A 13529-nucleotide genomic window follows, 5' to 3' on the forward strand; every position below is an offset into this window, starting at 1 on the left:
TGTTACTTTGAAGCAGTATATAAAAAAAGCCGTAATCGGGTTATTGGCATTTAGTTTCGTCGCAGGATGTTCGTCCGGCGGAAGTGGAAATTCTAGTTTGAAGGATGAGTCCGCATCATCCGCAAATAAGAATTCCTCGGCTGCAGTAGCGAAGAACGAGAAAAAGATTCAACTTAGGTTTGCTGCTAAGTTCTGGGGCGGGCCGAAATGGACAGAGGATCATCCCACTATTAAATTCTTAAATGAAAAGTTTAATGTGGATATTAAACTGGATCTTATTAATGGACCGGAGTACGACGAAAAACTCAAGGTTATGGCAGCATCAGGATCATTGCCTGACTTTTATCCTGTCGATGCAGCAACTTACCTGGCTTGGCAATCTGAAGGTGCATTTTTGGAATTGACAGACTGGTTACCAAAATATCCGAATCTATTTGCGTCATACCCATTAGAGCATGAAGCGATGAAGATACTGAATCCCAAAGATAAAGTGTATGGAATTCCAGAAATATCATGGATAGTACGCGATACTGTGCAGATCCGCAAAGACTGGTTGGATAAGCTTGGAATGAAGGTTCCAACAGCCGAAGAGTTTACCGTTGACAAGTATTATGAGATTGCAAAAGCATTTGCACAACAGGACCCTGATGGTAATGGTAAGAATGATACAATCGGATTTGCTGGCGGGTATGATATTGAAAATCTGGCACTTCGAAACGCTTTTGGCATCGCAAATCCATGGATGAAGAAAGACGGGAAATTGATCCCGCACCAATCACAAGTTGAGGAATACAAGGCATTCCTTAAGTTTATGAATAAGGCTTACGATGAGGGTGTACTTGATCGGGACTTCATGTTGCGTAAAAGTACAGAACTTGACGAACTAAAGAAATCAAACAAGTTGGGGATATTTTCGTATCATAATAATTACAAGATTGAAATTGAGAGCGCTGTCAAAAAGGCATTCCCTGATACAAATCCTGAAATTGTTGCCATGGCTCCTCCAATCGGACCTAACGGGTATCGAGGCAATCCGAATGCTTCGTTCGGCACAACTAAACGGGTAATTAATGCAAAAGCGGACGAAGAGAAGATTGATCGTATTCTTCAAATCCTTGACTGGTGGGTAACGGATGAAGGAACTCAAATTATGAAAAATGGGATTGAAGGAATTCATTATAAAAAAGGCGATGATGGCAAATGGCAAGTTACCGATCGTTGGGAGCCAGATGTACCACGCTTTTTAAACAGTAACCTGTTTAAACGCCCAGGCAATGATTTTAATCTTTACCTTTGGACCGATGAAGCCGAACTTAAGCGTCATAATGAGTATACTGCACTTGCCGAAAAGTATCCTTGGCCAAACGATGCAATGGGACTGGAATATTACTCAAAGACCTCTATTGATAAATCTGCGAGTTTAAATGCAAAATTCCAAGAGGCTGTGTTCAGGATCATTGTGGGCGAACAACCGGTTGATTCTATCGAGCAGGCTTCCTCCGATTGGCTCGCGAATGGTGGCGAACAAATCATAAAAGAAATCAATGAAGCAGCAAACAAATAATGAGATTCATGAGCCTAAGAGTAGCACAGACCGCACGCTTCTTTGCGGCCTGTGCTACTCAAGGCGCTTGGGTTTTTAGAAATAGGAGGAAGTGGAGATGGATCAAACTGTTATACCATCTAAATCTGCAAATGGATTAAATAAACATGTTTTTTCAAGGAAAAAATACCTAAAACGTGCTCTGCCTTTTTATTTGATGATCCTTCCGGGATTAATCTATTTTCTCGTCTTTCGTTATGCTCCAATGTTCGGTATATTTATTGCCTTTAAAAAATATACGCCCTTCCGTGGAGTATGGAAAAGCGAATGGGCTGGTCTTGAACATTTTGTTAGGTTGTTTTCAGAGAGAGACTTTGTGGTCTTGTTAAAAAACACTTTGTACCTAAGTCTTCTGGATACGTTCATTGCCTTTTCATTTCCGATTCTAATCGCGATATTGCTTAATGAAATAAAGAATAAATACTTTAAAAGTTCTATACAGACCATACTTTATGCTCCCCATTTTTTATCTTGGGTCATCATTGTTGGAATTACCATGTTATTTTTTCGGTCGCAGGACGGTGGCATAAACGTTCTACTTGAGGCTATGGGTTTCGGGCGTATTAATTTAATGACAAACCCGGATTATTTCCGATATGTTTGGTTATTTCAAAATATTTGGCAAGGTGCTGGATGGGGTGCAATTATATATTTAGCTTCAATAGCCTCAATTGATCCCGCATTATACGAGGCAGCCAAGGTAGACGGTGCGAGTAAATTAAGACAAATATGGAGCATCACATTGCCGTCGTTGAAGTCAGTCATATTGATTATGTTTATTCTGCGGCTTGGAAGCTTTATTGATGTAGGCTTTGAGCATATTTTCTTGTTGCAAAACCCATTGAATCTTCAAGTATCAGATGTATTTGAAACGTACGTATATCGGCAAGGTTTGGTGCAAGGCGACTTCAGCTATGCGACAGCCGTTGGATTGTTTAAATCTGTAGTCGGTCTCGTTATGGTAGTGAGCGCAAACACGATCGCAAAACGGTTTGGAGAGGAGGGAGTTTACTAATGGGAATTCGATTTAGGAGTGGAGACAGACTATTTAGTGTATTTGTATACGCATTTTTGACCTTGTTTACGTTGATGATTGCTTTTCCGCTCCTCTATGTGGTGACAACATCGTTTGCTCCAGTGCAGGATTATTATACGAGAGGGTTCTTTCTCTTTCCCAGCAAATGGACGCTGGAAGCATATAAATATTTATTATATAATCCCGGTTTCATTAGTGCCTTCAAAAGCTCTGTTATTATTACCGTTTTCGGGACTTTAATAAATATTACGATTACTTCCATGATGGCCTACGGCTTATCTGAACATTGGTTAAAGGGCAGATCCCTTTTTAATTTTATGATCCTGTTCACAATGTTGTTTTCTGGTGGTCTAATTCCGACCTATTTAGTTATAGACGGTCTTGGACTTATTGATACCTATTGGGCGCTTTGGCTGCCGGCTGCAATCGCTCCGTTTAACATAATTGTCATGCGCAGTTTTTTTGGTTCGCTGCCTTACGAGCTCAAAGAGTCAGCAAGAATCGATGGCTGTGGTGAGTGGAGGCTGTTTGCCTCCATCATAATTCCTTTATCCAAGCCGGCGATCGCTACGTTCACACTGTTTTATATGGTTGGTAACTGGAATACTTATTTTGGAGCAATTATTTATTTAAATGATAATTCTAAATGGCCGCTGCAAGTATTCTTAAGGCAGATGCTCATTATTAATGACGATAAGATCGGTCAACTTGCTGAGCCAATCTATGCATATACACCAGCAGCACGAATGGCAGCTATTTTGATTACTGCAGTACCTCTATTAATAATATATCCGTTCCTCCAAAAACATTTTAACAAAGGAATGTTTGTAGGGTCGGTTAAGGGATAGTTGTACAGTTCAACTAAATGAAGAATTAAGCACTAATCACACCTATTAAAGAGAGGATATCAGACTATGAGTGAGTTTGTATTATCTGCATTTGCTGATGAAATTGATGCTAGTTTAAAAACACAAATGGATGTATTGGACCAGCATGGAATTAAATTTATTGAAATGAGAAGTATAGAGGGGAAAAATCTGGTCTACTATACTTTGGAAGAAATAAAAGAATTCAAGCGTCAACTTGATGCAAGAGGATTTAAGCTGTCCGCTATTGGGTCCCCGCTTGGGAAAATCGGTATTAACGATGACTTTGTTCCTCACCTCGAGCTATTTAAATATACTTTAGAAGTTGCCAAAGTAATGGAATGCCGCTATATCAGAATATTCAGTTTTTTTATTCCTGCAGAAGAGAGCCCGGAAAACTACCGGGAGGAAGTGATTCAGCGTCTAAGCCAGTTTGTTGAGGCTGCTAAAGGCAGCGACGTAATTCTTCTTCACGAGAATGAAAAAGATATCTATGGAGATACGCCGGAAAGATGTGTGGACCTGCTGGAGAGTCTGGAATCTGATAATGTAAAAGCCGTATTTGACTTTGCAAATTTTGTGCAATGTGATGCGAAGAATTATCCGGAAGGATATGAATTACTTAAAGACCACATTGTATATGTGCATATAAAGGATGCCGTTTATAGCGACCATCATGTGGTACCGGCTGGAGAAGGTGACGGAGCTGTCGAAGAAATATTAAGGGAGTTACGTAATAGCGGCTACGAAGGTTTTCTGTCACTTGAACCGCATTTGGGTAATTTCAAGGGTTTTGCCGATCTGGAGCCCCATTCACCTGGTTATGACTTGCCTGAAGGCGGAGCCAGAAGCTTCGCTATTGCTGTCCAAGCCTTAAAAAGAATTTTAGACCGAATTGATAAGTAGGGGGAGGCTGTTATGGGAAAAATCCGGATTGGAATTATAGGTGTTGGAGGCATGGGTACATCTCATGCTCAAAGTATTATGTCAGGAAAAGTACTCAATGCTGAACTCGCGGCAGTATGTGATGTAAGAGCAGAACGCCTGGATTGGGTAAAGCAAAGCTATGGAGACAAGGTCAAATTGTATGACAATAAGGATGCTTTTTTTAAATCAAACCAGTTTGATGCAGTTCTAATCGCTACTCCCCATTACGATCACCCAGTCCTGGCGATACAGGCTTTACGTTCCGGTTATCACACATTAATTGAAAAGCCAGCAGGTGTCTACACGAAAGCAGTTAGAGAAATGAATGAAGCTGCGCAGCAAAGCAATAAGGTGTTTTCTATTATGTACAACCAGCGGACTAATCCAGTATATCAAAAGCTAAAAGATCTTATTGACTCTGGAGAACTTGGAGAGCTTAAAAGATCAATATGGATTATTACTAATTGGTATCGGTCGCAAAGCTACTATGATGCAGGGGGATGGCGGGCTACCTGGTCAGGAGAAGGTGGTGGAGTCTTGCTAAATCAGGATCCGCATCAGCTGGATTTATGGCAGTGGATATGTGGTATGCCGACAAAAGTACGTGCTTTTATGTCTTATGGAAAATATCACAACATTGAAGTCGAGGATGATGTAACTGCATATGTTGAGTATGCTAATGGGGCTACTGGCCTGTTCGTCACCACGACAGGGGAAGCACCGGGAACCAACCGGCTGGAAGTTACCGGTGACCGTGGTAAAATTGTCATAGAAGATGACAAATTAACCTTCTGGCGGCTAAGGATGCCTGAAAGAAAATTTAACAGTGAATATAAAGGCGGTTTTGGTAGTCCTGAATGCTGGAAATGTGAAATTCCTACTCCAGGTGAAAATACTCAGCATGTTGGAATTATAAATAACTGGGTTGACGCAATTTTAAATGGCACCGAACTGCTCGCTCCAGGTATCGAAGGGATTAAGGGACTAACTATTTCAAATGCAATGCATTTATCTGCGTGGACTGACCTTTCGGTAGAACTTCCACTTAATGAAGAATTATTCTTTGAAAAGCTGAAAACGCGAATTGATAACTCTACCTTTAAGAAAAGTGTAACTGAAGGTACACTTGATGTCTCAGGAACACATTAAAGCAGCTCGAAGGGTGAAGATCATGGGTGAACGTCTGAAAATTGGAATTGTCGGATGCGGCGTGATTGGAAGGCACCACGCACAGCAGTTGCAGCTGCTGGAGACGGCTGTGACTGCTGGGTTTGTGGACTCTGTTCAAGAGAAAGCAGAACAGTATGCGATAGAATTTGGTGGTCGGGCATACAGTAATTATGCGGATATGCTCCAAGATCCAGAGATAACTGCGGTGTCAATATGTACGCCTAGCGGAATGCACGGGGAGATGACTATTGCGGCGGCTCGTGCCAAAAAGCATGTGATAGTTGAAAAGCCGATGGATATCAATATGGCGATGGCACAAAGGATGGTTGAAGAATGCCGGGAGGAAGGTGTCATGCTGGCAGGCATATTCCAACACCGGTTCGACTATGCCTCACTCCGTGTGAAGCAAATGTTAGAGGAAGGACGTTTCGGTAAGCTTATCCTCGTTAATGGCAATGTTCATTGGTACCGTTCAGATGCGTATTATGAAAGCGGCGATTGGCGCGGGACATGGACTCTGGACGGAGGAGGCGTACTGATGAATCAGGCAATTCATACAGTGGATTTGGTACAATATTTTGGCGGTCCTGTTCTGGAGGTTACTGCAAAGACGGCTAATCGTACCCATCCTCTGATTGAAACCGAAGACGTGGTTGCAGCGTTATTCAGTTTTCAGAACGGAGCCATGGGATCTTTTACTGCTACCAGCAGTGCCTATCCCGGATTAAATACGCGGGTAGAAATTATCGGTGAAACCGGTACATGTATTATTGAGAATAATAAGATAATTTATGAGCATTACAAGGGCGCGGAGAACATAGGCACACATGGCATGGACCCCAGCGTTTCCAATCAGTGGGAGCCAGAGTTGGAAGCTTCGTCGCAAGGGGTATACCACAAGGTATATGGCGATTCCCATTTTAGCCAGCTCTCTAATTTCGTGGAAGCGATCTGTACAGGACATGAGCCGAGGGTAAGTGGCGAAGACAGCCTTCATGCCTTAGAGCTGGTATTAGCAGTTTATCGTTCCCAAGAGACGCGACAAACTGTATTGTTACCGCTGGAGCTTTAGCTTTTTAACTAATACTCCCTCCTTCCACCTTAAGTGGATTTGATCGTCCGAATAGCCAGAATTCTGCTGATTTGCATGAATGGAGCATCTGGATATTCATCGATTTCCAAAATTAGCAGCGCAAACACATTATAAAAAACGTCTTGGGAGGATACTATGAAATTACAATTCCGCTATATAGTCAAACCTGAACTGGAGCCCACTCCTATCCGCAATTTCAATACCATAGGTGAATACATCGTATGAACAATGTTAATGAAGTGGTTCAACTCGAGCTGGCGCAGTCCTGGAGAATGCAAGGGTTTGACCCGGGAACGGCACCGGCCGAGTGCTCACGACTTGCATTTGATGATCGTTTCTGGATGGCTGCTGAAGTGCCGGGGGATGTACATTCCACACTAATTAAGCGGGGGATCATTCCTTCGCCATACTATGGGCATAATGATCAGTCCTCCCGGTGGATAGAAGACAAAGAGTGGTGGTATAGAACCTTTTTTGAATATTCACCCAAGTGTCAAGAGGAACGGACCAAGTTAACCTTCAAAGGACTGGATACACTGGCTACTCTATATGTCAACGGCTTGGAAGTGGGCAGAACAGACAACATGCTGATGTCCCACTCTTTCGATGTCAGTGGTCTCCTTCAATCTGGACGAAATACTATTGCTGTAAGATTCGATCCGCTTGCTGCTTATCACAAAAAAATTGAACCGCTTCAGTGGTCCTCTTATTCGAAAGAACGTCCCTGGATACGCAAAGCGGCGATGAATTTTGGATGGGACTGGGGTCCGCGGATGGTAACCGCCGGTATTTGTGGACCCGTAATTCTCACTGTCTGGAACGAAGCAAGACTAGAGAGTGTATACGCCAGAACGGTGCAATTTGATCAGACTAGTGCGAAGATTGCTCTTGAAGCGGAAGTAGAGATTGGAGGCAACCGAAGCTGGGAGGACTATTTCAATAAGAAGAAGGGCTTGGAATATACTTGTCGTTTTACTCTATTGGATCCTTCCGGTGAGTTGGCCGCTTCAGCAGCTGTTTCAATGGACACTGTGATAGCGGGCGGTCCGCTGAAGCTAGAGGCAATTCTTACTGTGCCTGATCCCCAGCTTTGGTGGACACATGATCTGGGAACTCCGGCCCTGTATGAGCTGCAGACAGAGCTGTCCGTAGGAGCAAAGATTATAGATGTGCGTACCGAACGCGTTGGCATCAGAACGATTGAGCTGCAGACACACACTGCAGAAGGGCATCCAACATTTACATTTCTGTTGAACAAGGTGCCGATCTATGCTAAAGGTGCAAACTGGATTCCCGTTGATCACCTTATAGGAGCAATACCTGAAGCCAAGTATGCAGATTTAATAGAACTTGCTGCCTCCTCAAATATGAATATGCTGCGTGTTTGGGCTGGAGGAATCTATGAGAAGGATATTTTTTATGATGAGTGTGACAGGCAAGGTATTTTGGTATGGCAGGACTTCCCTTTTGCCAATGCACTGTACCCTGACTTCAGCCGCAATTTTATGGAGAATATAACGCGTGAAGCCATTGATAATATCAAGCGCTTGCGTAATCATTCTTCCTTGGCGATATGGTGCGGTAATAACGAGATTGACTGGTTATACGATATGAAATTGTCTGCGGGAGATATTAACTGCCCATTCTATGGCAGACGGATCTATCACGAGCTGCTTCCAAGTCTGCTCTCTGTTTGGGATGAGAGTAGGCCCTATTGGCCATCATCACCTTTTGGAGGAAATGATGCCAACGACCCGGAGATAGGTGACCGACATAATTGGCAGGTATGGCATGGCTCAGTGTACCCGCGCAAGGCGGGTGAAGTGCCGGTTATCAATTACACGGTGGAAGGAGTCAGTTTCAAAAATTTCAAGAGCGATAAGGCATTATTTAGCAGTGAATTCGGGCTGCATGCTTCAGCAAACCGCTATACATTAGAAAAGTATATTCCAGAGGGTCAGTTTCATTTGGGCAGTGAAGAAATGGCATACCGGAATAAAGATACCAATCATAAAAAAGGTCTGTTGTTAATGGAAGGGTACACAGGAGTACCCCGGAATATAGAGGAATATATGAATTACTCTATGCTGACACAGGCAGAGGGCCTGAAGTATGGGGTTGAGCATTACAGGAGAATGAAGCCGTACAATAGCGGGGCTTTAATTTGGCAGCTCGGGGATTCATGGCCCGGTACGAGTTGGTCGCTGATTGATTATGAGCTAATGCCTAAGGCTTCGTATTACTATGCCCGTACGTTCTTTCATCCGCTTCTTCTTAGCCTGGTATACGATGAGGGGGAAGAAGTACAGATATGGGTAATCAATGACAGACTGGAAGCCATAACTGGTACGGTAAGGCTGGAGACGTACGATTTTTCGGGAAAACTTCTGTATGCACAGGATATCTGTGTAGACATTCCGGAAAACAGCTCTTTCCAAGCGGCTGTACTTAAGAAAGAGCAACTCTTAAACGGAAATCCACTATCCAGGACATTTGTACGTTTATCGGCCTCCAATTTTGCTGCACCGGAGAATACCTATTATCTTTGTGATCCCAAAGATATCGAATTGCAAGCCGCAGAGCTTCAAGTTCAATTCGAAGAAATGAAGGGAATGATCACGGTTACAGCAGTAGGCAGTTTGGTTCGTATGGTAAAACTTGAATTGCCTCGCGAGCATGTTCGCTGCAGTAACAATTACTTTGATCTGCTGCCTGGAGAGTCTAAAGTTGTTGCATTTACAGACCCCCAGGGGCATCCGGTTTCACTAGAAAGTCTAGTTGTATCTTCATTGAATGACCTATTATAACTGGTTATTTTTTGAACACAAAAATACCCTCGAAAAAGACAATGGCTATATTGTCTTACTCGGTCAATCAAACGAATGACAGCTTGAATGCTAGGAATGTTAGCACAACCGGGAATCAGAATTCAACAGCTATACAGAATGGAAACTACAGAGCCCAATCCGTCGCCAATGAGGATCGGGGAACTAATTGGAGCTGGTTGGGTCTCTTAGGCTTGCTTGGAATTACAGGTTTACGGAAAAGAAGCCCCGGAAGAAGCTAAAACTTTCAACAAATAACCCATCAAGGAAATACTTGATGGGTTATTTGTTGTACAGCTTCGTAAGTGTAAACCTATGAGCAAAAGCGGGATCACATTAACCCTCTGCCGCCCAAACCTCCAACAACGGACCTGCCTCACCATAAACAGGATCACTGTCCGGCAGCGGCACCTCACGGATCTCGGGCAGCGCCGCTTCGAAGTCGTCCGGCGTGGCCCGGCGGGTGTTGTAATCTGCTCCGCCGGGATAAGCGCCGGCGATGCGGAAGTCCTGCGAGGAGGTGAGCCGCTTATGCGCCGTACCGGCAGGCAGCACCAGTACGTCTCCCACCGACACCTCAACCCTGCGGCCGGCATCGCCGCCGAGCTGCAGGCTGGCGCTGCCGGACATCACGCCGAGCACCTCATGCGCATTGCTGTGGTAATGGTGATAGCTGAATACCCCGTTCACCCAGCTGTTCCGCCAGCCGTTATTATTAAAGATCTGCTCTGCGTTTGCCGGATTCTCCTGAAATGCACCTTTATACAGAACTGCCGGAAGCTCCGGATTATTCGGCAGCAGCTTGTCGGACTTGAAGGTGAAGGTTTCAATAGAGCTATCCTGCTTCGGTCTGTCATGATGGGATTCTGGCATTCCTAATCATCTCCTTGTCTTTAGTTGTCATTACCCAAACCTTTTGATGACCCCATCATAGTGTATCCTCACGCCGTAAATTTTCTCCTGGGTTTAGATAATCTGAGGGTCTATCTGACAACAAAAGGGTAATTCATGGCATACAGTGTAATATATCTGTGTAGATGGCATGAGAGGGAGGGTTCATTATGATACGTAAAATAGGTACACTGCTGGCTGCCGCGCTGCTGCTGCCTGCACTCTTCATTATCCCGGCGGCTGCTGCCGCTCCGGCACAAGACAAGGCTGCTCCGGTTCAGGTGGCAGCGGCGACAGCCCAAAGTCCGGCCACGAACGGATTGGTGCCGCTGACCGGCGCAATCAACGGGAATCTGCCGATTCATATGTCGGTCAAGATTGAGAGCAGCGGGAAGCTGACCGGCAGTTATTATTACGATAAATACAAAAAGACGATCAAGCTCACAGGTGATGTCAGAGGCAAAATAGTCAATATGTATGAATACGATGCCAAAGGCAAAGAAACGGGCCGCTTCGAGGGCTGGTGGATTGCCGGCACCGGCTTTGCCGGGGTATGGAGCAATCCGGACGGTACCCGCCAGCTGCCGGTAGAGGCGTTAACGGCAACAGCGGCCAAGAGTGTTAAGGTTCCGGCAGCTGCCGAGTGGAACGGCGAATGGTATATGGCAAGCAAATCGCCTTTCTATGGGGGATATGTAGAATTCAGCAACGTCAAGAGCGATAAGCTGACCTTTTCCATCGATGCGTTCGATGGCGGCCATTCCGGCCAGCTGTATGAAGAGTCGGCCGTGGTCCGCAAACGGATGGCTGTATATAAGGAAGAGGACGGTTCGGTTGTCTTTTTCTACCTGCTGACCGGCCAGTTGTATGTAACCAGCCCTTCGCCAGTATACTCTGCGGGAGCGAATGTAACCTACACCGGCGAATATGCCAGAGGTCCGTACAAAGAGGGCGTCTACACGCTGAAGGATACAGGTGTATTCAAGACAGCGGCAGAAGACAAGGCCTTCCGCACAGTTGTAGGGGATGATTACGATCTGTTCCTCTACAGCATGCAGCTGCTGGATAAGCCGAAGGATCTGGATGGTCTGGGTGCAAGCGTAATCTCAGGCGGCGTGCGCGGACTGTTTACACTGACAGAAGCGATTATTATGTATGACAAACAGGGCCACTATTGGGCAGCGGTACTCGACACGGATGAGGAGAACAGCCTGGAGGAATTCGATATTGCCATTGTCCGGTTCTACACCAACGTGCCGAATACAACTGAACTGCCAAAGACGATTGCCAAATGGACGGAGGCTTTTCCCGAATACGAGGTTGTATTTATGAATCCATAACATTGGTTCTAAGGGGGCAACCGGAGCGAATTTCTGCATATCTTGTTATCACACAATTAGCATAACAAGTTATCTTACGCATTGATAATTTTATATAAGCATTAATAGGGTGATTATCCAGAAGGGCGTCTCCATTGAAGAATTATATTGTTGGGGAGAATATATGACATAATCTCCCCTTTTTTGAATTTAGTTTCACCATTCTTCTGTAAGACTGAAGGTTGCAGTAACAGAATTAGTAGCGCCGCTTAAATTTGCTACAGCCAGTGAAACAAATTCATTATCCGGCAATTGGAAATCCAATAATGAAGCAGAGGCTGAAATTCGAGCAATTCCTCCAGCTCCAGCTGCCAGCCCTTGTAATAGGACTTGACCGCCCGAGATTGTCGTTAGAGTATTATTAACTAGTAGAGCTGTCTCTGAAGAGGGGATATTAGTAGTCACAGTGGGGAAGTTTGTAAAAGCTCCATCAATCGTTCCACCGAGTATGAGTTGATAGTAAATATCTTCTGAAGTTATAAGATCAATCGCTTCGAGTTTTACACTGACTGAATTGGCTCTACCTGAACCTGGCGGGAAAATCTCCTTTCTTTGAAAGGACAAAACAGGTGTAAGGGTTCCTGATGCAGTTACTGTTCTTCTTTCGGAAGTAACCCTGAAGACCGGATTATATTTGCCTAAAATGCTATATTGTCTTCCTCCAACAAATAAATTGAGTCCAGCTGCTGTGCCATTATTAAATATTTCTGCACGCAGGGGAAGATTCGGATCAGCAAGACTTGTCTGTCCGCTAGGTGAGAACCGGTGAACTGTAATCACTTCTTGTGCTAAAGTCGTAGCATTGGGAAGCACTACTCTAAATTCAATGACTCCGTACCCATACCAAGTAAATACCATTTGAAAAATGTTACCTTCCGATAAATTAAGCGTTATCCCGCTTGGCCCCGTTCCATCTAATTTATCTACGTTCCAGGATGTTTGAGGAATTACAGTGTCAACACTTGCTCTTCGAATTGCTACAAATATTCCATTCGCTACACTCTGACCAAAGAATAAGCCATTTTGATCGTCAAAAGCACCCCATCTCACCACTTGGCTTCCTGTTGGCGCAACCGGTAAACGGATGCCTATACCTGCTTCGGCAGCTAGACCTGATTCATACCTTCCTCTCTCCGAACTTTGGAGGATGGCAATATCTCCGCCCGATGCTGTCGTAGTTAATTGAAACTCCGTGTTGGTATTTCCAACTGTAGCACTGCCCAGTGTGGCAACAACGTCTCTTAGATTAGATAATCCATATACCGAGGTCAGTTCAATAATCGGTGTTTTTTCACTTGTTCTTAATTCGCTAAATTGAGAGCTAACATTTGGTCCTACTCCCACTATGGTTGCATTAGGATCGATAGTACTTGTTGCTTCTAGCAATTCTGAAGATACGATACGGTGAGGTGTTACAAGTTGCCCTGAAGCATTTTTTCCCCAAACGGACATTTCAATTTGATCTTCTGCTACACCGCTGGTTGTAAAGATAAACTCAAAGGCACTAAAGTTCGCATAATAATTCTTCGTTACTACCTCATTTGGGCTTATAATAATTGTTTCGAGTATATATAACGTTCTGGTCCCGTTTAGGTAGTATCCCTGGATCATGATGCTCGCATTATTGACTGAATCACGATTTTCGATTTTAACGGTCAATTGTTGTGTTGGGCTTTCACCACTGACCTGATTATTTTCTATCGGTCCGGTTGATAGGATAGCCATATCTTCGATTCTCC

The 13529-nt window shown here is 44.3% G+C and carries 10 protein-coding genes; 8 read left to right on the forward strand and 2 right to left on the reverse strand.

What is annotated here, in order from left to right; all coding sequences use genetic code 11:
- Nucleotides 1–7: 7 nt before the first annotated feature.
- From MHI42_RS29960 to MHI42_RS29990, 7 genes are all read left to right on the forward strand, one after another.
- Complete coding sequence (locus MHI42_RS29960) at nt 8–1564, forward strand: extracellular solute-binding protein (protein WP_076243778.1); 1557 nt, start codon at nt 8–10, stop codon at nt 1562–1564.
- A gap of 97 nt (nt 1565–1661) precedes the next feature.
- Nucleotides 1662–2618 carry an ABC transporter permease subunit gene (locus tag MHI42_RS29965; RefSeq protein WP_076243777.1) on the forward strand — a complete coding sequence of 319 codons (957 nt, stop codon included), beginning with the start codon at nt 1662–1664 and terminating at the stop codon, nt 2616–2618.
- Nucleotides 2618–3487, forward strand: a complete 870-nt coding sequence (locus MHI42_RS29970) for a carbohydrate ABC transporter permease (RefSeq protein WP_076243776.1) — start codon at nt 2618–2620, stop codon at nt 3485–3487. Before MHI42_RS29965 ends, MHI42_RS29970 begins: the two co-directional genes overlap by 1 nt.
- 66 nt (nt 3488–3553) lie before the next feature.
- Nucleotides 3554–4411: a sugar phosphate isomerase/epimerase family protein gene (locus MHI42_RS29975; RefSeq protein ID WP_076243775.1), complete on the forward strand. Its 858-nt coding sequence runs from the start codon at nt 3554–3556 to the stop codon at nt 4409–4411.
- A gap of 12 nt (nt 4412–4423) precedes the next feature.
- Nucleotides 4424–5581 (forward strand): Gfo/Idh/MocA family oxidoreductase, encoded by a 1158-nt coding sequence (locus MHI42_RS29980; protein ID WP_076243774.1) that lies wholly within the window; start codon nt 4424–4426, stop codon nt 5579–5581.
- A 22-nt stretch (nt 5582–5603) separates the two neighbouring features.
- Nucleotides 5604–6674: a Gfo/Idh/MocA family oxidoreductase gene (locus tag MHI42_RS29985; protein WP_076243773.1), complete on the forward strand. Its 1071-nt coding sequence runs from the start codon at nt 5604–5606 to the stop codon at nt 6672–6674.
- 242 nt (nt 6675–6916) lie between these two features.
- Nucleotides 6917–9502: a glycoside hydrolase family 2 protein gene (locus MHI42_RS29990; protein ID WP_342421520.1), complete on the forward strand. Its 2586-nt coding sequence runs from the start codon at nt 6917–6919 to the stop codon at nt 9500–9502.
- Between the two features lie 354 nt (nt 9503–9856).
- On the opposite strand, the gene MHI42_RS29995 is transcribed toward MHI42_RS29990, so the two are convergent.
- On the reverse strand, nt 9857–10393 hold the full coding sequence (locus MHI42_RS29995; RefSeq protein ID WP_342421521.1) for a cupin domain-containing protein: 537 nt from the start codon (nt 10391–10393) through the stop codon (nt 9857–9859).
- A 188-nt stretch (nt 10394–10581) separates the two neighbouring features.
- Between MHI42_RS29995 and MHI42_RS30000 the strand changes: the two genes are divergently transcribed.
- A complete protein-coding gene (locus MHI42_RS30000; RefSeq protein ID WP_342421522.1) occupies nt 10582–11751 on the forward strand; it encodes a hypothetical protein in 1170 nt (389 codons plus the stop codon).
- A 195-nt stretch (nt 11752–11946) separates the two neighbouring features.
- On the opposite strand, the gene MHI42_RS30005 is transcribed toward MHI42_RS30000, so the two are convergent.
- Nucleotides 11947–13515, reverse strand: coding sequence for a hypothetical protein (locus MHI42_RS30005; protein ID WP_342421523.1), 1569 nt, complete (start codon nt 13513–13515; stop codon nt 11947–11949).
- Nucleotides 13516–13529 lie beyond the last annotated feature (14 nt).

It is taken from the genome of Paenibacillus sp. FSL E2-0178, assembly GCF_038593005.1.
Lineage (GTDB): Bacteria > Bacillota > Bacilli > Paenibacillales > Paenibacillaceae > Paenibacillus_AQ > Paenibacillus_AQ phytohabitans.

What these genes read in the sequence shown, in the direction of transcription:
- MHI42_RS29980 (WP_076243774.1), top strand. Translation starts at nt 4,424, where the DNA reads ATGGGAAAAATCCGGATTGGAATTATAGGTGTTGGAGGCATGGGTACA.
- MHI42_RS29985 (WP_076243773.1), top strand. Translation starts at nt 5,604, where the DNA reads ATGGGTGAACGTCTGAAAATTGGAATTGTCGGATGCGGCGTGATTGGA.
- MHI42_RS29970 (WP_076243776.1), top strand. Translation starts at nt 2,618, where the DNA reads ATGGGAATTCGATTTAGGAGTGGAGACAGACTATTTAGTGTATTTGTA.
- MHI42_RS29990 (WP_342421520.1), top strand. Translation starts at nt 6,917, where the DNA reads ATGAACAATGTTAATGAAGTGGTTCAACTCGAGCTGGCGCAGTCCTGG.
- MHI42_RS30000 (WP_342421522.1), top strand. Translation starts at nt 10,582, where the DNA reads ATGATACGTAAAATAGGTACACTGCTGGCTGCCGCGCTGCTGCTGCCT.
- MHI42_RS29995 (WP_342421521.1), bottom strand. Translation starts at nt 10,393, where the DNA reads ATGCCAGAATCCCATCATGACAGACCGAAGCAGGATAGCTCTATTGAA.
- MHI42_RS29965 (WP_076243777.1), top strand. Translation starts at nt 1,662, where the DNA reads ATGGATCAAACTGTTATACCATCTAAATCTGCAAATGGATTAAATAAA.
- MHI42_RS29975 (WP_076243775.1), top strand. Translation starts at nt 3,554, where the DNA reads ATGAGTGAGTTTGTATTATCTGCATTTGCTGATGAAATTGATGCTAGT.
- MHI42_RS30005 (WP_342421523.1), bottom strand. Translation starts at nt 13,515, where the DNA reads ATGGCTATCCTATCAACCGGACCGATAGAAAATAATCAGGTCAGTGGT.